Consider the following 21,291-nt stretch of genomic DNA (forward strand, 5'->3'; position numbering starts at 1 on the left):
CCGGCCGGGCGCCTAGACTCGGCGCTCTTGCCGCAGATTCGTGACATCAGCGGCCCGGCGCGGCCCGGGCGCAAGACGAAGCACCTCGTCAAGCGGCTCGTCCCCGGGGACGTCGCGATCATCGATCACCGCGACCTCGACCGGGTCTCCGCGGAGGACCTCATCGCGGCGGGTGTCGTCGGTGTCCTGAACTGCCGCCGCAGCGCCGCCGAGTCCTACCCGAACATGGGGCCGCTGCTGCTCGTGCAGGCGGGCATCCACCTCGTCGACATGCCCGACGACCGGCTCTTCGAGCTGCTCGACGACGGGGATGCGATCGAGGTGCACGGCGGGGAGGTGCGCCGCCGGGGCCAGACGCTCGCCACCGGCACGGTCCTCGAGCCGGAGGCCGTGCTCGCCGCGACGCAGAAGCGGCGCGACGACATCGGCGAGGCGCTCGAGGCGTTCGCCAAGAACACGCTCGAGCACATGCTCGAGGAGAAGGAGCTGCTGAGCGGCAAGCTCGAGCTCCCGAAGTTCGACACCGACTTCCGCGACCGGCCGGCGCTCGTCGTCGTGCGCGGCGTGGACCACCAGCAGGACCTCGAGATCCTGCGCCCCTACATCCGTGACACGAAGCCCGTGCTCGTCGGCGTCGATGGGGGGGCGAACGCGATCATCGAGGCCGGCTGGCAGCCCGACATGATCGTCGGCGACATGGACTCCGCGCAGGAGTCGACGCTCCGCTCCGGGGCCGAGCTCGTCGTCCACGCCTACCCGGACGGCCGGGCGCCGGGCCGCGACTTCCTCGACAAGCTCGGGCTCGACCACAAGGTCGTGCCCGCGCCGGGCACGAGCCAGGACATCGCGATGCTCATCGCCGCCGAGAAGGGCGCCAACCTCATCGTGTCGGTCGGCTCGCAGTCGAACCTCGTCGAGTTCATGGACAAGGCCCGCAAGGGCATGTCGTCGACCTTCCTCACCCGGCTGCGGATCGGCGAGATCCTCGTCGACGCGAAGGGCGTGAGCCGCCTCTACCAGCCGCGTCCGGGCTACAAGCCGGTCGGGGCGCTCGCCTTCGTCGGCCTGCTGACGTTCGTCCTCATCGTCCTCGCGACCCCGGGGCTGCGGGGCGTCGCCGACCTCCTCTGGCTGAAGCTGCGCATCCTCATGGGCGGGGATCTGTGACGATGCGCAGCACGTAGGCCCGTCCGCCTCCCGTCCCGCACCGATGTTCGACTTCCGCTACCACGCCCTCTCGCTGACCGCCGTGTTCATCGCGCTCGCGGTCGGCCTCCTGCTCGGCGTGGCCATCGGGGACTCGGGGCTCGTCTCGTCGGCGGACCGCAAGCTGCGGGCGTCGCTGCACCGCGACGTGAACGCCGCCAAGCGCCGCGAGCAGAAGGCGCAGGCCCAGCTCGCGGACGCCGACCGCTTCCAGCGCGACGTCTACCCGCTGCTCGTGGCCAACCAGCTCAGCGGGCTGTCCATCGGCCTCGTGTTCCTCGGGGACCCGGCGAAGGACATCACCGGCGACGTGCGCGACGCCCTGCGCGACACCGGCGGCGAGCTGCGCTCCGTCGCCACCACCGGCACGAGCACCGGCACGAAGCTCGCCGACGCCGGCAAGGCCGCCGCGGGGACGCGGTACGCCGACCTCGCCGCCGTCCCCGAGCCGGACCTGAAGCTCGTCCGGGCCTTCGGCTTCCGCATGGGCGCGCAGTACGTGAACCCCGGCAAGCTCTTCGGCGCCGAGAAGGACACGATCTTCGACACGTTCAACGGCGACGTGCGCCGGCTCGACGCGGTCATCGTCGTCTACGCACCGCCCGTCGGCGAGCCGAAGGGCGGTGCGCAGGACGCCCGCGAGCAGTGGGACCAGGGCTTCGTCGAGGGGCTGCGCAAGTCGCGCGTCCCCGTCGTCGGCGTGGAGGAGCAGAACACCGACCCGTCGCACATCGGCTGGTACAAGGACCGCTCGATCTCGTCGGTCGACGACATCGACGAGACCGCGGGCCACGCGAGCCTCGTCTTCACGCTGCAGGGCAAGCAGGGCGCCTACGGCCGGCGGGACGGAGCGGACTCGCTCCTCCCGGACCCCGTCAGCGCGACGCCCTGAGCCACTCGCCGAAGGTCTGCCAGCGGACGTGCGGGAAGCGGGCCCGCACGGCCGCGACGTCGACGTCGTAGCCGACGCGCTCGAGGTGGTCGTACATCGCGCGGACGTCCGGGCTGCGGACCTCGTCGAGCGGCGTCCGCACGTGACGCACGGGGTGGCCGAGGACCTCGGCGATCACGGCCGCCATCGCGTCCGGCGTGATCGTGTCGCCGGCGAGCTCGATGCGCTCGCCCGCGTACCGCGCCGGCTCGAGCAGGACGGTCGCGATGACCTGGCCGAGGTCGGCGAGGGCGATCTGCTGCAGCGGCCGGTCGCCGCTGAGCGGGATCGGCAGGACGTCCGCGCCGGACGCGACGGCGCTGCGGACGTTCTCGAAGAAGTAGCTCGGCGCGGTGATCGTGTGGGGGAGGCCCGAGGCGGTGAGGAGGTCCTCGACCGCGGCCTTCGCCTCGAAGGGGGGGATGCCGGTCCGCCCGCGCGCGCCGGCGACCGAGGCGAGGACGAGGTGCGGGAGCCGGGCGGCCGTGGCCGCCCGGCTCCCCGCCGAAGGGCGTCGTGAGCCCGAAGGCGGCGCGGGCGCCCGCGAGCGCGGCGCGGAGGGACGCCTCGTCGAGCAGGTCGCCCCGGACGAGCTCGACGCCGCGGGCGGCGAGGGCCTGCGCGCGGTCGCCCGCCGGGTCGCGGACGAGCGCCCGCACCGGGGCACCGGCCGCGAGCAGCGCGGTGACCACCGCGCCGCCCTGCCCGCCCGTCGCGCCGGTGACGAGCACCGGGCCGGCGGGCGCGGGGGCCTGGGGGGCGCTCACGCCTCGGGGTCGAGCTGCAGCGCCGCGCTGTTGATGCAGTAGCGGGCGCCGCCCTCGTCGCGCGGGCCGTCGTCGAAGACGTGGCCGAGGTGGCCGTCGCAGCGGGCGCAGCGGACCTCGACGCGGACCATCCCGTGCGAGCGGTCCTCGATGAGCGTCACGTGCTCCCGGTTGACCGGGTCGGTGAAGCTCGGCCAGCCGGAGCCGGAGTCGAACTTCGTGTCGGAGGAGAAGAGCTCCTGGCCGCAGCCGCCGCAGCGGAACATGCCGGGGGTCTTCGTCGCGTTGTACTCGCCGGTGAAGGGCCGCTCGGTGGCGCCCTGGCGGAGGATCGCGTACGCCTCGGGGCTCAGCTCCGCGCGCCACTGCTCGTCGGTCTTCTGGATCGTGTCTGTCGTGTCGGCCATGGGTCAACCATAGGGGCGCAGGGCTTGCGATTCGCGAACGAACGTAAGCTCTGGCGCGATGCAGCAACTCGAACTCGACGACCTCCGCGGGATCTTCGGCTTCGGGGTGGCCGGCAACTTCGCCGGGCACCTCGAGCAGGCCGGGGAGGCCGGCGACTTCGCGTCGGTCCAGGCACCCTCCGACGAGGCGCCGAAGGGCATCTTCCCCTGGTACGTCCCGGGCCACGACTCGTTCCTGGGGACGTTCCCGCTCGCCTTCGACGTCGCCGCCAAGCCGCGCGAGCCCGACCCGGTGAACCTCCAGATCGAGCCGGAGGTCGGGCTCCTCTGCGGGATCGCCTACGCCGGCGACGGGTCCGTCGCGGCGCTGCAGCCCCAGGCCATCGCGGCGTTCGACGACTGCTCCGTCCGGCGGCCGGGCGCCCCGAAGATCAGCCACAAGAAGAACTGGGGCGCGGACTCCAAGGGCGTGGCGCCCCTCGCCTTCGAGGTCACCGATCTCTCGCCCGACGGGCCGACGAAGGACTTCCGCCTCGCGAGCTTCCTGCGCCGCGGCAACGTCACCCGCGGCTACGGCACCGACAGCCCGCTGCCCGGCTACTCGTACTACGGGCAGCAGCTGCTCGACTGGCTCGTCGACCGCCTGAACCACCAGAAGGGCGCCGAGGACACGCCGCTGGAGGACGTCGGCGCCCTCCTGCGCGCCGCCGGGAACCCCGAGCGCGCGCTCGTCGGCATCGGCGCGACCCGCTACGAGCCGTTCGGCGCCCGCACCTACCTCATGGGCCGCGACGAGGCGGTCGTCGTCGTCTACGACTCGACGCACCACCGCCCGAACCAGGTCGCCGGCATGATCGCCGACCGTCGCGAGGAGGAGCTCGAGGCCGCCTCGGTCCTCCGCCGCATGGTCTACGACCTGCGCGACGACTGACCCCCGCGCAGGGGGGCCCGTCCATTTCCCCCGATCAGGGTGGGGAGAAATGGACGGCGCCCGCGATAGGGCTGGGGGCCGTCCATTTCCCCCGATCAGGGTGGGGAGAAATGGACGGCGCCCGCGATAGGGCCGGGGGGCCGTCCATTTCCCCCGAGTGGAGTGGGGGGAAATGGACGGCCTGCCGGTTTGGGGTGGGGCGGGGGGTCGGGGTCGTCCGCGGGCCGGGGTACGGTGCCGCGGTGCAAGTCCTGCCCATCGCCCTCAGTGCCGTGGCCGCCGGAGCGGTCGCGCCGGGGCTCCGGCAGGGCCTCGTCGACGGCGGGCACACGGTGAAGAACTACCGCGGGGCACAGCTCGCCTGCCCTCTGGGGATCGTGCTCGTCGTCGGCGTGGCGCTCGCGCTCGGTGGGCTCGAGGCCCTCTACGTCCTGCGGATCCACGACGCCCCGTTCCTCGCGGTCGGCCCGGTCTTCGTCCTCGGCGTCGCGGCGCTCGGCCTCTTCGACGACGGCTACAGCGGCGCGTCGCGCGGCTGGCGGGGGCACGGCGCGGCCGTCCGCCGCGGGGAGTTCCCGACCGGGCTCGTGAAGGCGGTCGGCACCCTGGGGCTCGCGGCGTACGTCGCCGCCGGGGTCGGCGAATCGGCCGCCGGGACGTCCTACGTGCTCCGCGGGTACGGCGACCAGACGCCCCACCTCGGCCCCGACGTCCTCCCGTACCTCCTCACCGTGCTCGTCCTCGTCCTCGCGACGAACCTCTTCAACATCGTCGACCTGCGGCCCGGCCGCGCCGTCAAGGGCCTCGCCCTCGTGACGATCGGCTGCGTCATCGCGCAGGGCAGCGAGATCGTCGACGGCTTCGGCACCTACCTCGGGGCCGTCGCCGTCGTCGCCGTCTACGATCTGCGTGAGCGCGGAATCCTCGGGGACACCGGCGCGAACCTGCTCGGGGCCGTCGCCGGCCTCATGCTCGTCACGACGATCTCGAGCACCCTGGGCCTCGCCCTCTGCGCCGCCGCCCTCCTCGGCATCACCGCCTACGGGGAATTTCGCTCTATTTCCGCCTTCGTGGAACGCACTCCCGGATTCTGCCATCTAGACTCGATCGGCAGGATCCATAACCCCCGGAAGGACGCTTCAGCGTGACCGACGTACGACCCAAGACCCGCTACATCTTCGTCACCGGCGGGGTCGTCTCGTCCCTCGGGAAGGGCATCGCGGCCGCTTCGATCGGGCGGCTGCTCGTCTCCCGCGGGCTTTCGGTGGGCCTCCAGAAGTTCGATCCGTACATCAATGTCGACCCCGGCACGATGTCGCCGTACCAGCACGGCGAGGTCTTCGTGACCGAGGACGGCGCGGAGACCGACCTCGACCTCGGCCACTACGAGCGGTACACGGACTCGAACACCTCGCGCGCGTCGAACGTCACCGCGGGCGGGATCTACAACTCCGTCATCCGCCGCGAGCGCCGCGGCGACTACCTCGGCGGCACCGTGCAGGTCGTCCCGCACATCACGGACGAGATCAAGAACCGCATCAAGCTCATCGCGGAGACGAGCGACGTCGACGTCGTCATCACCGAGATCGGCGGCACCGTCGGCGACATCGAGTCGCTGCCGTTCCTCGAGGCGATCCGCCAGTTCCCGGTCGACGTCGGCCGCCGCAACTGCCTCTTCGTGCACCTGACGCTCGTGCCGTACATCGGGCACGCCGGCGAGCTGAAGACGAAGCCCACGCAGCACTCGGTCAACGAGCTGCGCCGCATCGGCATCCAGCCGGACATGCTCCTCTGCCGCTCCGAGAGCGAGCTCGGCATGGACATCCGCAAGAAGATCGCGCTGTTCGCCTCGCTCCCGCCCGAGGCGGTCATCTCCGCCAAGGACGTCGACAACATCTACGACGTGCCGCTCTGGTACGCCGAGCAGGGCCTCGACGACTTCATCCTCGAGGAGCTCGGCCTGGAGGCCGAGCCGGCCGACACCCGCAGCTGGGCCGAGCTGTGCGAGCGCGCCCGCGCCGCCGTCGAGCCCGTCCGCATCGCGCTCGTCGGCAAGTACGTCCAGCTCGAGGACGCCTACCTCTCCGTCGCCGAGGCGCTGCGCCACTCCGGCTGGCTGGACCGCGGCAAGGTCGAGATCGACTGGGTCGACTCCGAGCTCCTCGTCGACGACGCCACCGCCCTGGAGCGGCTCGGCGGTGCCGACGGCATCCTCATCCCCGGCGGCTTCGGCGGCCGTGGCATCGAGGGCAAGATCCGCGCGGCGAAGGTCGCCCGTGAGCAGGAGATCCCGTACCTCGGCGTGTGCCTCGGCATGCAGATCGCCGTCTGCGAGTTCGCCCGCCACGTCGCCGGCATGCCGGGCGCGAACTCGACCGAGTTCGACATCGAGACGGAGTGGCCGGTCATCGACCTCCTGCCCGAGCAGAAGGAGGTCTCGGATCTCGGCGGCACGATGCGCCTCGGCGCCGACCCGGTGAAGCTCCACGCGGACACCCGCGCCCGCGAGATCTACGGCGAGGCCGTCATCTACGAGCGCCACCGGCACCGCTACGAGGTCTCGATCTCCCTGCGCAAGCGCCTGGAGGCCGCCGGCCTCGTCGTCTCCGGAACCTCGCCGGACGAGCGGCTCGTCGAGATCATCGAGCTGCGCGACCACCCGTTCTTCGTCGCCGCGCAGTTCCACCCGGAGTTCAAGTCCCGCCCGGAGCGCCCCGCGCCGCTCTTCCGCGAGTTCGTGGCCGCCGCCCTCGTGCGGGCCCGCGAGCGCTCGCCGGAGGGCGTCGGCGACGGCGAGATCCGCGCCTCCCGCGCCGCCTCCTGAGCGGCGGCGGGCGGGCCGGGGCAGCGGTGTCCGCGGACGGCGGGCGGGGCGTGCCACGCGCGACCGCCCTCGAGCGCGCGCGGCTGAGCGAGGAGTTCGCCGCGCTCTGCCGCATCCGGTCGGTCTCGGGTGAGGAGCGCGCGATCGCCGATCACGTGACCGAGCTGCTCACCGCGCTCGGGCACGAGGTCGACGAGGACGACTCGCAGGCCGTGACGGGCGCGGGCTCGGGCAACCTCCTCGTCCGCATCCCCGGCTCCGGGCCGCGCTACGTCCTGCTCTGCGCCCACCTGGACACCGTCCCGCACGAGCGCGACGTCGAGCCCGTCCTCGACGACGGCGCGTGGGTCAGCGCGGGGGACACGATCCTCGGCGCCGACAACAAGGCGGCGGTCGCGATCCTCCTCGCGCTCGCGCGCCGGTACGCGCCCGGGGCCGAGGTCCCGCCCGTCGGACTCGAGCTGCTGTTCACCGCCGCCGAGGAGGTCGCCCTCGCCGGCGCGAAGGCCTTCGACTGCGAGCGGCTGCGGGCGAGCTTCGGGTACGTCTACGACCACGCGACGCCCATCGGCGAGGTCGTCATAGCCTCCCCGACCTACCACCGCATCGAGGCGCGCTTCCACGGCCGCCCGGCGCACGCCGGCATCCGGCCGGAGGACGGCCGCTCGGCGGTGCTCGCCGCCGCCCTTGCGGTGTCCGCGATGCCCTTCGGCCGCATCGACGCCGAGACGACCGCCAACGTCGGCTCGGTCCACGGCGGCGTCGGCGGCACGAACGTCGTCGCCGAGCACTGCACCGTCCTCGCCGAGGCGCGCTCGCTCGACGACGCGAAGGTCGAGGCGGTCGTCGCGCGGATCGTCGACGCCTGCCACGACGCGGCGAACGACCCCCGCTGCGCCTGCGACGTCGACATCGACGTCCAGCGCCTGTTCAGCGGCTTCCGCCACACCGGGAGCGCCCCGTCCGTCCGCGCCGCCGAGGCCGCGCTGCGGGCCTGCGGCTACACGCCCACGCGGATCGTCACCGGCGGTGGCTCGGACGCGAACGCGTTCGCCGCGCAGGGCTTCGAGTGCACGAACCTCGCCAACGGGACCGAGCGCAACCACGAGCCGGGCGAGCGGGTCACCGTCGCCGCGCTCGAGAGGATGCTCGACGTGACCTACGCGCTCATCGACGTCCTCGGGCCCGCCGAGGAGCCCGCCGTCCCGGCCGGGGACACCGCGTGAGGCTCGTCCTCCGGCGCGGCACCGTCGTCTCCGCCGACACCCCGCCGCCCGCCGGCGAGCAGCGGCTCGTCGTGGCGATCGACGGCGCCGAGCGGGCCGCCGTCGCCGACGTCGGCGCGGTCGGGCCGAGCCAGGCGGGGGACGACGTCGTCGTCAACGCCCAGGCCGTCGACCTGCGGCTCGGCTCGGGCGGCTTCGACATCGTCCACGTGAACCTCACCCGCGGGCTCGGCGGCAGCGGCGTCCCCGGTGCCCACGTCATGAAGCTCAACTACAGCTCGCTCCAGCACGCCGTGCTGCCGGTCGAGCAGGAGCTCGACGATCCGGCCCCCGCGGCGCGCGAGGAGGTCCCCGGGCGCGTCGGCGTCTTCGGCCTCCACGGGCAGCTTGCGCCGATCGCCTGGGCCATCGCGCAGGCCGCCGCCGCCGCGGCGGGCGCCGGCGCGGCGCGAGCCGGCTACGTCCAGACCGCCGGCGGCGCGCTGCCCGGCGGGCACTCCCGCGTCGTCACCGAGCTCCTCGACCGCGGCCTGCTCACCGGCCACCTCACGGCCGGGCCCACCTACGGCGGCCGCGACGGCGAGGCGATCACGACGATCGGCGCGATCGACCACGCCATCGCCGTCCTCGGGTGGGACATCGTGCTCTGCGGCCCCGGCCCGGGGATCCTGGGCTCCGGCTCGCGCCTCGGCCACGGCGGCATGGCCGCGCTCGACACCGCGCACGCCGCGCTCGCCCTCGGCCACGACACCGTGCTCTGCGCCCGGATGTCCGCCGGGGACCCCCGCGAGCGCCACCGCGGCCTGAGCCATCACAGCGCGACCGTCCTCGGGCTCCTCCTCCAGCCGGTGACGGTCGCCGTGCCCGCGGGCTTCGTCCCGCCCGACGACCACGGCTTCCACGCCTGGCCGGCCCTCGCCACCGACCTGGACGGCTACGTCGCGAGCGGGCTGCCCGCCCGCACGATGGGCCGGGACGCGGCCGACGACGAGGCGTTCTTCCGCGCCGCGCTCGCGTGCGGGCTGCACCTCGGCACGCCGCTCGCGGCAGACTGACGCCCATGTCCGAACGCGACTTCACCGCTCTCGGCGGCGACCAGATCTGGCAGGGACGCATCATCGGGGTGCGCGAGGAGCGCTTCCGGTACCCCGACGGCGAGGAGGTCAGCCGCGAGATCGTCACCCATCCGGGGGCCGTCGGCGTCGTCGCCCACGACGAGGGGCACGTCTACCTCATCCGTCAGCCGCGCGAGGCCGTGGGGGAGCCGGACCTGCTCGAGATCCCGGCGGGGCGTCTGGACAAGCCGGGGGAGGACGCGCTGCCGGCCGCCCAGCGCGAGCTCGCCGAGGAGATCGGCCTCGCCGCGAGCGAGTGGGAGCATCTGCGGACGTTCTACCCGTCCGTCGGCTGCAATCGCGAGACCGTCCATGTGTACCGCGCCACCGGCCTCAGCGAGCGTCACGCCGACTCGGGCGAGCACGAGCGGATCGAGATCGTGGCCTGGCCGCTCGCGGACCTCGACGGGGCGATCGACGCGACGAAGGACGCGAAGACGATCATCGGGCTCATGCTGCTGCGCGAGCGGCTACGCGCCTGATCCCGCGCGTCGCCCCGTCAGCAGGCGGACACCCCGTGACAGGCCGGTTGCACGACGAGGGAGCCGCGTGGCGGGGTGGAAGAACCCGCCATGGCCATCGCGACGGGTGAACCCACCCGCCAGTCCACGTTCGAGCACCACGTCCTCGATTTCCTCGCCTACCTCGAGTTCGAGCGCGGCCTCTCGCGCAACACCCTCGAGGCCTACCGGTCCGACCTGCTCCAGTTCCGCACCTACCTCGAGGCCCACCACGTCGACGTCCTCAACGCGGCCCACGCCGACCTCGCCGCCTTCATGGCCGGGCTCGCGCAGGGGAGCGAGACGCGGCCGCCCGTCGCCGCCGCGACGCTGCAGCGCAAGACCGCCTGCCTGCGCTCCTTCTACCGCTACCTGCGCCGCGAGAACCTCGTCGAGGGCGACCCCACCGCCGACCTGCGCGCCCCGCGCAAGCAGCAGAAGCTCCCCAAGGTCCTCAGCCGCGACCAGGTCGCGGCGCTCCTGTCCGCCCCGACCGGGACGACCCCGCCCGCCCTGCGCGACCGGGCGCTCCTCGAGCTCATGTACGCCTGCGGCCTCCGCGCGAGCGAGGCCATCGAGCTGCACGTCGGCGACCTCGACCTGCAGGCCGGCGTTCTCCGGGCCCGCGGCAAGGGCTCCAAGGAGCGCATGGTCCCCGTCGGCCGCGAGGCGATCACCGCCGTCGCGATCTACCTCAGGCGCGGCCGCCCGCTGCTCGTCGGCGCCCGCGAGGAGCGCCACCTGTTCGTCAACCAGCGCGGCGGCGGCCTCACCCGCCAGGGGCTGTACAAGATCGTCCAGCGCCACGCCGAGTCGGTCGGGCTGCGGGACGCGATGTCGCCCCACACGCTGCGCCACACGTTCGCGACGCATCTGCTCGCGGGCGGCTGCGACCTGCGCTCCCTCCAGGAGATGCTCGGCCACGCCGACATCGCGACGACCCAGATCTACACGCACCTGAGCGCCGAGCGCCTGAAGGACGTCTACTTCAGGGCGCACCCGCGCGCGGCGAAGGACGCCTGACGGCAGGGCGCGGTCTGGCGGCGTCGCCGCACGGCCGTCTGTGCCACGATCGCGCCCGATGCCCGCCGTACGCCGTCCCGCCCGTCCCCTCACCGCCGCAGCGCTCGTCGCGACGGCGTCCCTCGCCGCCCTCGCCGGCTGCGGCAACGCGAAGCAGGCGAGCCCGGACGTCCGCACGCCCGGCCCGGCCTTCGGCAGCGAGCGCGTGCCGTATGCCTCGGCCGGCCTGACGCTCCTGCGCGCACCCGCCGGCTGGGCCCGATCCGCCGGCGTCCCCCCGGCGGTCGCCACGATCGCGACCGGCGAGGCCACCATCGGGATCTTCCGCTACCCCCGCACCGAGCCGCTGCCGCGGACGAAGGCGCAGCTCGACGCCGCCGCGACCGCGCTCGTCGCCGCGGCGAAGGCGCGCGACCCGACGTTCACCGAGATCAAGCGCGCCCGGCTGAAGGTCGACGGACGGCCCGCCGTGCAGATCCGCGGGACGGAGACGATCGACGGCCAGCCCCGGACGGTCCGCACGACGCACGTCTACGCGTTCGGCGCCGAGCTCGTCATCGACGCCTACGCGCCCGAGAAGGACTTCCGCCGGGTCGACAAGCAGGTCTTCATGCCGCTGCTCGCCGGGGTCAGGCTCCGCCGCCCGGCGACGCCGAAGCCCGCGGCGACGACGACGAGCGGCCAGGGGACGACCGGGACCGGTACGACCCCGGCCACCGGCACGGGCACCGGCGCCGCGAAGGCCGCCGGGTGAGCGGGCGGCGGGCGTTCGTCGTCGTCCTCGACGCCTGCGGCGCGGGGGAGCTCCCCGACTCCGCCGACTACGGGGACGCGGGCGCCGACACCCTCGTCCACGTCGCGCGCGCGGTCGGCGGGCTCGATCTGCCGGCGCTCGAGTCGCTCGGCCTCGGCATGGTGCGCCCGATCCTCGGCGTCGCGCCCGACCCGCCCGCGCCCGGGCTCCACGGCCGCGTGCACCCCGTCGGCCCCGGCAAGGACTCGACGACCGGCCACTGGGAGCTCATGGGGGTCGTGCCGCCCGCGCCGCTCCCGGTCTATCCGGAGGGCTTCCCGCCCGACGTCGTCGCGCGGGCCGAGGCGGCGACGGGGCGGACGTTCTGCTGCAACCGGCCCTACAGCGGCACCGCCGTCATCGACGACTACGGGGCGCACCACCTCGAGACCGGCGAGCTCATCCTCTACACCTCGCAGGACTCGGTCATGCAGATCGCGGCGCACGGCGAGGTGCTCGGGGAGGCGGCGCTCCACGACCTGTGCCGCACGCTCCGCGGCGTCATGACCGGCGAGCACGCCGTCGGACGGGTCATCGCCCGGCCGTTCGTCGGCTCGCCCGGCGCCTTCACCCGGACCACCGGCCGCCGCGACTTCGCCGTCGACCCGCCGGCGCCGTCCTACCTCGACGCGCTCCACGACGCGGGGGTCCCCGTCCACGCCGTCGGCAAGGTCGACGACCTCTTCGCGCACCACGGCATCAGCGAGAAGCACGCGGCCGGCGCCAACGCGCCCGCGATCGAGCACACGACCCGGCTCATGCGCGAGCTCGATCGCGGCCTCGTCTTCACGAACCTCATCGAGACCGACCAGCTCTACGGCCATCGCAAGGACACGATCGGCTTCGCGGACGCGCTCGGCCGCGTCGACGTCGCGGTCGCCGAGTGGCTCACGCTCCTGCGCGAGGGCGACCTGCTCGTCCTCACCGCCGACCACGGCGTCGACCCCGAGACCGCGCACTTCGACCACACCCGCGAGCACGCGTTCCTCCTCGCGCGCTTCGCGGGGGACGCCGGGCGCCGCCACGACGGGCCGATGGCCGACGTCGGCGCGAGCGTCCACGCCTGGCTCCGCGGGGGCCCCGCCGAGGGACTGCCGGGCACCTCGTTCTGCTCCTAGACTGGGCCGGGACATGCCGGAGCTCCCCGAGGTCGAGACGATCAGGCGCGGCCTCGAGCACCTCGTGGTCGGGCGGACGCTCGTCGCCCTCACCGTGCACGACGCCCGCTGGACCATGCCGCTGGATCCGCGCGTCGTCGAGGACGCCGTGGCCGGTCGCCGGATCGAGGCGCTCCGCCGCCGCGGCAAGTACCTCGACCTCGTGGTGGAGGACGACGTCCACCTGCTCATGCACCTGCGCATGACGGGGACGCTCCTGTACGACACCGACCCGGCACAGCCCCACCGCCGGGTGACGTTCACCTTCGACGACGGTCACGAGCTCGCCTTCTGCGACCCGCGGCGCTTCGGCACGGGGGAGCTGCTGCTCGGGCAGCCCGCCGTCGACGCCTTCTTCGCGACGCGTCTCGGGATCGAGCCGCTCGACGGGGCGCTCACCGGGCCGGCGCTGAAGGCGCTCGCCCGCGGCCGCCGCGCGCCGATCAAGGCCTTCCTGCTCGACCAGCGCCGCGTCGCCGGCGTCGGGAACATCTACGCGGATGAGGCGCTCTTCCGGGCGCGGATCCACCCGCTGCGCGAGGCGGGGTCGCTCACCGGCCCGCAGTACGACGCGCTGGCGGCCGCGGTGCGGGACGCGCTGACCGCCGGCCTGGACGCGGGCGGCGCGACGATCGACGACTTCCGCCACCCGGACGGGGTGTACGGCGGCTTCCAGCACGAGTTCCTCGTCCACCGCCGCGAGGGCGAGGCCTGCGGCGAGTGCGGGACCGTGATCGTGAAGTTCGTCGCGGCGGGACGCGGGACGTACGTCTGCCGCCGCTGCCAGCCGGTGCCGCGCGGGCGGCGGCGCGGACGCCCCGCGCCGGTCTGACTAGGCCGCGAGGGCGGCGAGGCGCCCGGCGCGGTCGGCGGCGACCGTCTGGTCGAAGCCGCCGATGAGCTCACCGTCGATGACGACCTGGGGGAAACTGAGCATCCCGGTCTTCTCGGCGAGCGCGCTGCGACCGTCCGCATCGCGTGCCAGATTGATCTCCTTGTAGGCGATGCCGCGCTTGGACAGCAGCATCTTGACCCGGCTGCAGTACGAGCACGGTTCGGTGGTGTAGACGATGACCTCTGCCATTACTTCACAAATGATAGCGACCCCCTGAGGGATGCCCGGCCCCGTGAAGACCGAGGCGATCGTGCTCCGTTCGCTCCGTTACGGCGAGGCCGACCGCATCCTGCACTGCTACACGCCGGGGCGCGGGCGCATCGGCGCGATCGCGAAGGGCGTGCGCAAGACGCGCAGCCGGTTCGGCGGCCGCCTGGAGCCGTTCTTCCGCCTGAACCTCGTCCTCCACCAGGGCCGGTCGGACCTCATGACGGTGACGAGCGCGGAAACCGTCAGCGCGTACTCGCACCTGCGGGTGGACGGGCCGGCGCTCGACAGCGCCGCCCGGGCCTGCGACGCCGTCGCCCGCCTCTTCGACACGACGGAGCCGAGCCCGCCCGTCTTCCACCTGCTCGCGAACGAGCTGCAGCTGCTCGACGCCGGGGCCGGCGGCGCCCCGGGCGTGACGTCCCAGGCGACCCACGAGAACCAGCTCGCCTTCCGCCTGAAGCTCCTGCTCGTCGCGGGCCTCGCGCCGCAGCTCTCCTCGTGCGCCTCGTGCGGGGAGGTCGACCACCTCGTCGGCTTCTCGGGCGCCGCCGGCGGCGTCGTCTGCACGGCCTGCGAGAGCGGGGCCTTCCGCCTGGACGCGGGGGCGCACGCCTTCCTCCAGGACGCGCTCGGGCGGCCCCTCGCCGAGGTCCCGACCGGCATCGACGTGCGCGCGCTACGGCAGGCCGAGCGCGCGATCACCGAGACGGTCGAGCACCACGTCGGCACGCATCTGCGGCGCGCGACCGCCGGGTAAGGTGGCTCGATGAGCACCTCGCGCCGTTGGGTCCAGGACTTCTCCGAGGGCTCGCGCGAGCAGCGGGACCTCCTCGGCGGCAAGGGGGCGAACGTCGCCGAGATGACCCGCATCCTCGGGGCCGACCGGGTCCCGGCGGGCTTCACGATCACGACCGCGGCGTGCGTCGCCTACATGGAGGGCGGCTCGACGGCCCCCGAGGGGATGGACGCGGAGGTCGCCGAGGCGCTCGCCCGCCTGGAGGCCCACGCCGGCAAGCGGCTGGGGGACGCCGCGGATCCGCTCCTGGTGTCGGTCCGGTCCGGCGCCCGCGAGTCGATGCCGGGGATGATGGACACGGTCCTCAACCTCGGCCTCAACGACGCCTCGGTCGGCGGCCTCGCCGAGCGGACCGGCAACGCGCGGTTCGCCTGGGACTCCTACCGGCGGTTCGTGCAGATGTACGGCAACGTCGTCCTCGGCATCGACTCAGACCGCTTCGAGGAGGCGATCGCGGCGGTCAAGGCCGCACGCGGGGTGGAGCTCGACACCGACCTCGACGCGGCCGCCCTCGAGGAGCTCACGCGCACCTTCCAGACCTTCTACGCCTTCCCGCAGGACCCGCACGCGCAGCTCGACGGGGCGATCCGGGCGGTCTTCGACTCCTGGATGGGCGACCGCGCCGTCACCTACCGCCGCCTGCACCGCATCCCCGACGACTGGGGCACCGCGGTGAACGTCCAGCAGATGGTCTTCGGGAACAAGGGCGACACCTCCGGCTCGGGCGTCGCCTTCAGCCGCGACGAGGTGACCGGCGAGGCCGAGCCGTCCGGCGACTTCCTCGTCAACGCCCAGGGCGAGGACGTCGTCAGCGGGGTCCGCAACACGCAGGACATCAGGGACCTGCGCACGGTCATGCCCGAGGCGCACGCGCAGCTCATGGAGATCCTGCGCACGCTCGAGGCGCACTACAAGGACATGCAGGACACGGAGTTCACCGTCGAGGAGGGGCGCCTCTACATGCTGCAGACGCGCTCGGCCAAACGCCCGGCGCAGGCGGCGGTGCGCTTCGCGGTCGACGCGGTGGCCGAGGGCCTGCTCACCGAGGCCGAGGCGCTCATGACGATCGACGCCGCGTCGGTCGAGACGCTCCTCTCGCCGCAGTTCGACCCGTCCGTCGACTACGCCGTCGTGGCGACCGGCATCGGCGCCTCACCCGGCGGCGCCAAGGGCGAGGTCGTCTTCAGCGCGGCCGCAGCGGTGGCCGCCCGGGCGGAGAAGCGCGACACGATCCTCGTGCGGCCGTTCACCGACGCCGGCGACGTCGCGGGCTTCGCGGCCGCGCGCGGCATCCTCACGTCGACCGGCGGCAAGGCGTCCCACGCGGCGCTCGTCGCGCGCGGCATGGGGCGGCCGGCGGTGACCGGCGCCTCGGCGCTGAAGATCGACGTGCGCGCCCGCGTCCTGCGCCTCCCCGACGGGAGCACCGTGGCGGAAGGCGGCTTCATCGCCATCAACGGGACGACCGGCGAGATCACGCTCGACGACGTGCCCGTCACGGCGCCCGGCGTGTCCGACGAGCTCGAGACCGTCCTGGGCTGGGCGGACGGCATCCGCCGGCTCGGGGTCCGCGCGAACGCCGACACCCCGGACGACGCGGCGCGGGCGGTCGAGCTCGGCGCCCAGGGCATCGGCCTCTGCCGCAGCGAGCACATGTTCCTCGGCGAGCGCCAGCCGCTCATGGCCGCGGTCATCCTCGCCGACGGCGAGCAGGAGCGGACCGCCGCCATCGAGCGCCTGCGCCCGCTGCAGGAGGACGACTACGAGCGGATCCTCGTCGCGCTCGACGGGCGGCCGCTCTGCGTCCGGCTGCTCGATCCGCCGCTGAACGAGTTCCTCCCGGAGCCGCACGAGCTGCCGGAGGGCTCGCCCGAGCGCGCCCGCGTCGAGTCGCTCCAGGAGGAGAACCCGATGCTCGGCACCCGCGGCGTGCGCCTGGGCATCCTCCAGCCCGAGCTCTACGAGATGCAGGTCCGGGCGCTCTTCCGGGCCGCCGCGCGCGTGCCCGGCGCGGACGTCGAGGTCATGATCCCGCTCGTCGACTACGAGCTCGAGCTCGACTTCATGGAGGACCTCGTCGCGCGCGTCGCCGACGAGGAGGGCGTCGTCCGCGGCCGGGATTACAAGTTCGGGTCGATGATCGAGCTCCCGCGGGCGTGCTTCCTCGCCGACCGCATCGCCCGCCACGCCGACTTCTTCTCCTTCGGGACGAACGACCTGACGCAGACCGGCCTGGGCTTCAGCCGCGAGGACATCGAGGCGCGGATCCTCGAGCGCTACATCGACGTGAAGATCCTCGACCGCTCGCCGTTCGAGACGATCGACACGCCGGGCGTCGCGCAGATGGTCCGGATGGGCGCGTGGCTCGGGCGCAAGACGAAGGTCGACCTGAAGCTCGGCGTCTGCGGCGAGCACGGGGGAGACCCCGACTCGATCGCGTTCTTCCACGACTCCGGGATCGACTACGTCTCCTGCTCCCCGCCGCGCGTGCCGGTCGCCCGCCTGGCCGCGGCGCAGGCGGCGATCGCGGACCGGCGGTTCTAGACGCTCCGGTGGCGGCGCCCTCCCGCCGCCCGGTGTGATCTGATGAGCCCCATGCGTTCGGGGCTGGCGATGCTGCTGATGACGTTCGGGCTCGCGGCGGGGATGGTCTCCCTCGCCGCCGCCCAGACCACGGCCCCGGCCCCGGCCCTGCCGCTGTCTGCGGCGCGCGCCGCGGCGGTGGGCCCGGTCATCGACTACGCCCAGGTCCTCGACGCCACGAAGCCCCTCCGCGCGAAGCTCGCCCGCTACGCCGGCGCCTGCCGCAGGCTGCCGGTCGGGGACACCTTCATCACGGCGTACCGCGCGCTCTGCCGGACCGAGGGCGACGCCTACACCGCCGGCCTCGTGCTGCCGACGTGCCGCAGCGCCGACCGCTGCCGCGCCCGCCTGACCCGGTACGCGGCCGATCTCGGCCTCCAGATGAACGCCTCGCGCCGCTTCAACCGCGTCCTCAAGACGACGGTGACGGACCCCGACTGCCGGCGTGCGCTGCGGCTACGCCAGGCGGTCCTGCTGACGGCCGCGCGGCTGCAGCGACAGGCCGCCGCCGTCGTGAAGCTCATCGGCGGGGACCCCAGGAAGCTCGGCGCCGCGGTCGGGAAGTTCTACGCGATCGACCGCTCGGCCCTGCTCGACCACCGCGGCCGGCTGGACACCTTCCGCGCCGCGTGTCAGTGAGGCGGGCGGGTCAGCGCCAGGCGCGCACGTAGTCGACCTGGGTGGTCGCCGGGAGCGGCGTGGTCGCCGGGTCGAACGCGTTGCCTCCGATGCCGAGGGCCTGCGTCAGCACGATCATGAACGGCTGATCGAACGGCTGGGCGCCGGTGAGCGGCGCCGCCGGGTGCCAGGAGTCGACGAGGCACGTCGTGCCGTCGTAGACGATCCGGATCGACGTCGGCGTCCACTCGACCGCGTAGGTGTGGAAGGCCGCGAGGTCGGTGATCAGGCAGGCGGTGTTCGTGACGTTCGGATCCGGCGACGCGGGTGCGTAGTGGATGTACGGCACGGCGCGGTCGGGGTAGCGGCTGAACATCTCGGCGATGTCGATCTCGCCGGAGAGCGGCCACGCCCCGTAGCGGGCCGGATCGGACGGGTAGAGCCAGAGCGCGCTCTGCAGCCCGGCTGCCGTGGCGGCGCTGACGCGGGCGCGGACCTCGAAGCGCCCGTAGGCCTGCGCGAACCGGTCCCAGGTCGAGACCATGCCGCTCGTGTAGGACGTCGTGAACGCGCCGTTCGGGTCCTGGCAGGTGAAGGGGGCCGGTTCCCGGCGGGCGGTCAGGCTCAGGACCCCTCCGCCGACCGCGACGTTGTCCGGGCTGTCGACGAAGCACGCCGTGAGCCCGCTCGTGTATCCGCTGGTCGCGGTCTGCTGCGCGATCCAGCGGGACGGGTCGAGCGTCGTGCCGTCGAACTCCTCGTCGAACGAGCAGCGCCAGCTCGTCCCGTCGCCCTTGGCGAGGTCCGTGCACTGCGGGGCGGGCGGCTGGCGGACCCCGCTCGGCTCGGCGGCGGGCGTCCGGGCGAGGTCCGAGGTGGGGGCGGTGGCTGTGGACAGGGTGGACGGCGCGGGCCGTGCCGTCGTGGGCGTCGCCCCCTTGGGGCGGGCGAGCGTGATGGGGGAGTGCGGCCTCACGCCGTGGGTGTGCGGCCTCACGCGCGACCTGACCGCATGGTGTGTCCGGGTGTGGTGTCGAGCCGTCCGCGGCCGCTTCGCATCCGCGGGCGGCGCGAGCAGGCCGGTGACGGAGAGGGTGGTGAGCAGCAGGGCGACGGAGCGGAGCATGGGAGGACACCGCGGCGAGCGCACGTGCTCCGCAGGGGTGTCCCGGTGATCGCCCGGTCATGTGCCTTCTGGATACGAGATCCGTCCGGGGCGCCGTCGCGGCGCGACGCGCGGAACGGAGCCACCCGTCACGGGCGCGTCCGCCCCGCACGCGGGTCAGTCGACGTGCAGGACGGCCTTGCCCGTGATCGTGCGGTCCATGATGCCGGTGAGCGCGGCCCCCGCGTCGCTCCAGGATCCCTCGTGGGTGATCTGCGGATCCAGGTGCCCCGCCGCGACGAGGTCGAGGAGGACGCCGAGATCGCGCGTCCCCGAACGCTCCCGCGCGAGCTCGTTGAAGACCATGAAGCCGTAGAGGCGGGCGCCGGGGGCGCGGCCGAAGAGCGCGCGCGTCTCGTACTGCACCGGCTCGGCCACGGTGTTGGCGAAGGAGACGACCGTCCCGTACGGCGCGACGTGCTCGAGGGCGGCGCCGAGCGTCGGGCCGCCGACGCCGTCGGTGATGACGTCGTACTCGCGCTCGATCGCGGTGACGACGTCGTCGGCGCCGAGGGCCTCGAGCTCGCCGGCGACCGCGATGTCGCGCACGAGGGCGGTCACGTGGGCGCCGGACCGGTGCGCGAGCTGGATCGCGATCCGCCCGACGCCGCCGGTCGCCGCGGTGACGAGGACGCGCCGGCCGAGGACGAGCCCGGAGACCTTGAGGGCGTGGAGGGCCGTGAGGCCGGCGACGGGGAGCGCGGCGGCCTGGGCGTCGGTGACGCCGTCGGGGATCGGGGCGAGGATCTCGGTCGGCACGGCGACACGCTCGGCCCAGGCGGTGTTCGAGACGAGCCCGACGACGCGCGTGCCCTCCGGAGGCCCGCTGCCGTCCGCGGCGGCCGTCTCGACCACTCCGACGACGTCCCAGCCGTTCTGGCTGCCCGGCGCCATCGTGGGCAGGCGCTTGATCTCGCCGCGGTTGAGGGAGAAGGCGGTCGTCCGGACGAGCGCCTGGGACGGGAGGGGCCGCGGGTCCGGCACCTCGGTGAGGGCGATGTGCGGGGCGTCGGCGGTGACGGTCAGGGCGCGCATCGGGTCACCGTAGCGCCGCGGCATGAGACACCTGCCGCCCTTGAGGCATGATGGAGGCATGGACCCGCACGCCCACCCCGGCCCCGTGGCCGTCGCCTACGCGGCGCGGCGCCAGGCGTGGGAGGAGACGCACCTCTCGACGCTCGCGGCCCGGTCCTATCCGGCGCGCCGCGCGCTCCCCGAGGACGACTGCGGCCTGCGCACGCCGCTGCAGCGTGACCGCGACCGGATCGTCCACAGCAAGGCGTTCCGGCGGCTGAAGCACAAGACGCAGGTCTTCGTGGCGCCCGAGGGGGACCACTACCGCACGCGCCTGACCCACACGATCGAGGTGACGCAGATCTCGCGGACCGTCGCGCGGGCGCTGGACCTCAACGAGGACCTCGTCGAGGCGATCGGGCTCGGTCACGACCTCGGGCACGCGCCGTTCGGCCACATCGGCGAGGAGTTCCTCGACGAGGCGCTGCGGGAGCGCTTCGGGCGGTCCTTCCGCCACTACGAGCACTCCCTGCGGGTCGTGGACGTCCTCGAGCGCGAGGGGCAGGGACTCAACCTCACCGACGACGTCCGTGACGGCATCCTCTGCCACTCGGGGCGCGCTCCCCAGCCGCGGACGCTCGAGGGCCGGATCGTGCGCATCGTCGACCGCGTCGCGTACATCAACCACGACATCGACGACGCGATCCGCGCCGGCGTCCTCGCCGAGTCCGACCTCCCGGCCGAACCGCTGCGGATCCTCGGCGAGACCGGGTCGACCCGGATCGACCGGCTCGTCCACGACCTCGTGGAGGCCTCGTCGGTGGCGGGCGACATCCTCCAAGGCGCCGAGGCCGGCGGCGCGATGGACGCCCTGCGGACGTTCATGTTCGACCGGGTCTACCTGGGGAACACGGCCGTGCGCGAGCACGAGAAGATCCGCGCGGTCATCCGCACCCTCTTCGACCACTACGCGTCGCTGCCGGACGGGCCGCCGGACGGCGGCGGGGCGCCCGGCGCGGACGACGCCCAGCGCATCACCGACTACCTCGCCGGGATGACCGACCGCTACTGCATCCGGACGTTCGAGTCACTCGCCGTACCCGACGGGTTCGTCGGCTGACCGCGGGGTA

21 protein-coding genes and 1 pseudogene are annotated in these 21,291 nt (G+C 73.7%); 16 read left to right on the forward strand and 6 right to left on the reverse strand.

Translation table 11 applies throughout. The annotated features are described in order from the left end of the window. Positions 1-27: 27 nt before the first annotated feature. Both steA and NBH00_RS14525 read left to right on the forward strand, forming a co-directional pair. Complete coding sequence (gene steA, locus NBH00_RS14520; protein ID WP_254569311.1) at positions 28-1,167, forward strand: putative cytokinetic ring protein SteA; 1,140 nt, start codon at positions 28-30, stop codon at positions 1,165-1,167. A gap of 43 nt (positions 1,168-1,210) precedes the next feature. Then, positions 1,211-2,098 carry a copper transporter gene (locus NBH00_RS14525; protein WP_254569312.1) on the forward strand — a complete coding sequence of 296 codons (888 nt, stop codon included), beginning with the start codon at positions 1,211-1,213 and terminating at the stop codon, positions 2,096-2,098. Here NBH00_RS14525 and NBH00_RS14530 read toward each other — a convergent pair. From NBH00_RS14530 to msrB, 3 genes and pseudogenes are all read right to left on the reverse strand, one after another. After that, positions 2,082-2,804 (reverse strand): NmrA family NAD(P)-binding protein, encoded by a 723-nt coding sequence (locus NBH00_RS14530; protein WP_254569313.1) that lies wholly within the window; start codon positions 2,802-2,804, stop codon positions 2,082-2,084. The genes NBH00_RS14525 and NBH00_RS14530 overlap by 17 nt on opposite strands. Then, a pseudogene (locus NBH00_RS25530) lies at positions 2,710-2,904 on the reverse strand (NmrA family NAD(P)-binding protein); the annotation flags it as partial. The pseudogene NBH00_RS25530 and the gene NBH00_RS14530, both read right to left, overlap by 95 nt. Next, complete coding sequence (gene msrB, locus NBH00_RS14535) at positions 2,901-3,311, reverse strand: peptide-methionine (R)-S-oxide reductase MsrB (RefSeq protein WP_254569314.1); 411 nt, start codon at positions 3,309-3,311, stop codon at positions 2,901-2,903. The pseudogene NBH00_RS25530 and the gene msrB, both read right to left, overlap by 4 nt. Before the next feature lie 58 nt (positions 3,312-3,369). Between msrB and NBH00_RS14540 the strand changes: the two genes are divergently transcribed. The 10 genes from NBH00_RS14540 (at position 3,370) to mutM (ending at position 13,712) form a co-directional block, all read left to right on the forward strand. Then, a complete protein-coding gene (locus NBH00_RS14540) occupies positions 3,370-4,242 on the forward strand; it encodes a DUF5718 family protein (RefSeq protein WP_254569315.1) in 873 nt (290 codons plus the stop codon). Positions 4,243-4,484: 242 nt separating this feature from the next. Then, the gene (locus NBH00_RS14545) at positions 4,485-5,390 is read left to right on the forward strand and encodes a hypothetical protein (protein WP_254569316.1); all 906 of its coding nucleotides are present in this window, start codon (positions 4,485-4,487) and stop codon (positions 5,388-5,390) included. Then, positions 5,387-7,066, forward strand: coding sequence for a CTP synthase (gene pyrG / locus NBH00_RS14550; RefSeq protein WP_254569317.1), 1,680 nt, complete (start codon positions 5,387-5,389; stop codon positions 7,064-7,066). Before NBH00_RS14545 ends, pyrG begins: the two co-directional genes overlap by 4 nt. Before the next feature lie 50 nt (positions 7,067-7,116). Beyond that, complete coding sequence (locus NBH00_RS14555) at positions 7,117-8,292, forward strand: M20/M25/M40 family metallo-hydrolase (protein WP_254569318.1); 1,176 nt, start codon at positions 7,117-7,119, stop codon at positions 8,290-8,292. Then, entirely contained in the window at positions 8,289-9,347 is a 1,059-nt protein-coding gene (locus NBH00_RS14560) for a DUF3866 family protein (RefSeq protein ID WP_254569319.1), read from the forward strand. The genes NBH00_RS14555 and NBH00_RS14560 overlap by 4 nt, the downstream gene beginning before the upstream one ends. 5 nt (positions 9,348-9,352) lie before the next feature. Further along, complete coding sequence (locus NBH00_RS14565; protein WP_254569320.1) at positions 9,353-9,889, forward strand: NUDIX domain-containing protein; 537 nt, start codon at positions 9,353-9,355, stop codon at positions 9,887-9,889. 90 nt (positions 9,890-9,979) lie between these two features. Beyond that, positions 9,980-10,930: a site-specific tyrosine recombinase XerD gene (gene xerD / locus NBH00_RS14570; RefSeq protein WP_254569321.1), complete on the forward strand. Its 951-nt coding sequence runs from the start codon at positions 9,980-9,982 to the stop codon at positions 10,928-10,930. Between the two features lie 58 nt (positions 10,931-10,988). Then, positions 10,989-11,684 (forward strand): hypothetical protein, encoded by a 696-nt coding sequence (locus NBH00_RS14575; RefSeq protein WP_254569322.1) that lies wholly within the window; start codon positions 10,989-10,991, stop codon positions 11,682-11,684. Further along, positions 11,681-12,841 carry a phosphopentomutase gene (locus NBH00_RS14580; protein WP_254569323.1) on the forward strand — a complete coding sequence of 387 codons (1,161 nt, stop codon included), beginning with the start codon at positions 11,681-11,683 and terminating at the stop codon, positions 12,839-12,841. Before NBH00_RS14575 ends, NBH00_RS14580 begins: the two co-directional genes overlap by 4 nt. A 13-nt stretch (positions 12,842-12,854) precedes the next feature. Further along, a complete protein-coding gene (gene mutM / locus NBH00_RS14585; protein ID WP_254569324.1) occupies positions 12,855-13,712 on the forward strand; it encodes a bifunctional DNA-formamidopyrimidine glycosylase/DNA-(apurinic or apyrimidinic site) lyase in 858 nt (285 codons plus the stop codon). Here the strand turns inward: mutM and NBH00_RS14590 are convergent, their stop codons facing one another. Beyond that, positions 13,713-13,964, reverse strand: a complete 252-nt coding sequence (locus NBH00_RS14590) for a glutaredoxin family protein (RefSeq protein WP_254569325.1) — start codon at positions 13,962-13,964, stop codon at positions 13,713-13,715. 31 nt (positions 13,965-13,995) lie between these two features. On the opposite strand from NBH00_RS14590, the gene recO reads away from it, so the two are divergent. Genes recO through NBH00_RS14605 form a run of 3 tightly spaced genes read left to right on the forward strand, consistent with a single transcriptional unit; the run spans position 13,996 to position 18,003 of the window. Next, positions 13,996-14,742, forward strand: a complete 747-nt coding sequence (gene recO / locus NBH00_RS14595) for a DNA repair protein RecO (RefSeq protein WP_254569326.1) — start codon at positions 13,996-13,998, stop codon at positions 14,740-14,742. A gap of 9 nt (positions 14,743-14,751) precedes the next feature. Continuing rightward, the gene (gene ppdK, locus NBH00_RS14600; RefSeq protein ID WP_254569327.1) at positions 14,752-17,325 is read left to right on the forward strand and encodes a pyruvate, phosphate dikinase; all 2,574 of its coding nucleotides are present in this window, start codon (positions 14,752-14,754) and stop codon (positions 17,323-17,325) included. Between the two features lie 42 nt (positions 17,326-17,367). After that, positions 17,368-18,003 carry a hypothetical protein gene (locus NBH00_RS14605; RefSeq protein ID WP_254569328.1) on the forward strand — a complete coding sequence of 212 codons (636 nt, stop codon included), beginning with the start codon at positions 17,368-17,370 and terminating at the stop codon, positions 18,001-18,003. A 10-nt stretch (positions 18,004-18,013) separates the two neighbouring features. On the opposite strand, the gene NBH00_RS14610 is transcribed toward NBH00_RS14605, so the two are convergent. Together NBH00_RS14610 and NBH00_RS14615 are read right to left on the reverse strand one after the other, a co-directional pair. Further along, the gene (locus NBH00_RS14610; RefSeq protein WP_254569329.1) at positions 18,014-18,979 is read right to left on the reverse strand and encodes a glycoside hydrolase family 16 protein; all 966 of its coding nucleotides are present in this window, start codon (positions 18,977-18,979) and stop codon (positions 18,014-18,016) included. Between the two features lie 285 nt (positions 18,980-19,264). Next, the gene (locus NBH00_RS14615; RefSeq protein ID WP_254569330.1) at positions 19,265-20,182 is read right to left on the reverse strand and encodes a zinc-binding dehydrogenase; all 918 of its coding nucleotides are present in this window, start codon (positions 20,180-20,182) and stop codon (positions 19,265-19,267) included. A 58-nt stretch (positions 20,183-20,240) separates the two neighbouring features. Between NBH00_RS14615 and NBH00_RS14620 the strand changes: the two genes are divergently transcribed. Beyond that, the gene (locus NBH00_RS14620; RefSeq protein ID WP_254569331.1) at positions 20,241-21,281 is read left to right on the forward strand and encodes a deoxyguanosinetriphosphate triphosphohydrolase; all 1,041 of its coding nucleotides are present in this window, start codon (positions 20,241-20,243) and stop codon (positions 21,279-21,281) included. Positions 21,282-21,291 lie beyond the last annotated feature (10 nt).

It is taken from the genome of Paraconexibacter antarcticus, from assembly GCF_024220175.1.
GTDB classification, from domain to species: domain Bacteria; phylum Actinomycetota; class Thermoleophilia; order Solirubrobacterales; family Solirubrobacteraceae; genus Paraconexibacter; species Paraconexibacter antarcticus.

What these genes read in the sequence shown, in the direction of transcription:
- NBH00_RS14525 (WP_254569312.1), top strand. Translation starts at nt 1,211, where the DNA reads ATGTTCGACTTCCGCTACCACGCCCTCTCGCTGACCGCCGTGTTCATC.
- msrB (WP_254569314.1), bottom strand. Translation starts at nt 3,311, where the DNA reads ATGGCCGACACGACAGACACGATCCAGAAGACCGACGAGCAGTGGCGC.
- NBH00_RS14540 (WP_254569315.1), top strand. Translation starts at nt 3,370, where the DNA reads ATGCAGCAACTCGAACTCGACGACCTCCGCGGGATCTTCGGCTTCGGG.
- NBH00_RS14565 (WP_254569320.1), top strand. Translation starts at nt 9,353, where the DNA reads ATGTCCGAACGCGACTTCACCGCTCTCGGCGGCGACCAGATCTGGCAG.
- xerD (WP_254569321.1), top strand. Translation starts at nt 9,980, where the DNA reads ATGGCCATCGCGACGGGTGAACCCACCCGCCAGTCCACGTTCGAGCAC.
- NBH00_RS14575 (WP_254569322.1), top strand. Translation starts at nt 10,989, where the DNA reads ATGCCCGCCGTACGCCGTCCCGCCCGTCCCCTCACCGCCGCAGCGCTC.
- mutM (WP_254569324.1), top strand. Translation starts at nt 12,855, where the DNA reads ATGCCGGAGCTCCCCGAGGTCGAGACGATCAGGCGCGGCCTCGAGCAC.
- NBH00_RS14590 (WP_254569325.1), bottom strand. Translation starts at nt 13,964, where the DNA reads ATGGCAGAGGTCATCGTCTACACCACCGAACCGTGCTCGTACTGCAGC.
- recO (WP_254569326.1), top strand. Translation starts at nt 13,996, where the DNA reads ATGCCCGGCCCCGTGAAGACCGAGGCGATCGTGCTCCGTTCGCTCCGT.
- ppdK (WP_254569327.1), top strand. Translation starts at nt 14,752, where the DNA reads ATGAGCACCTCGCGCCGTTGGGTCCAGGACTTCTCCGAGGGCTCGCGC.
- NBH00_RS14605 (WP_254569328.1), top strand. Translation starts at nt 17,368, where the DNA reads ATGAGCCCCATGCGTTCGGGGCTGGCGATGCTGCTGATGACGTTCGGG.
- NBH00_RS14615 (WP_254569330.1), bottom strand. Translation starts at nt 20,182, where the DNA reads ATGCGCGCCCTGACCGTCACCGCCGACGCCCCGCACATCGCCCTCACC.
- NBH00_RS14620 (WP_254569331.1), top strand. Translation starts at nt 20,241, where the DNA reads ATGGACCCGCACGCCCACCCCGGCCCCGTGGCCGTCGCCTACGCGGCG.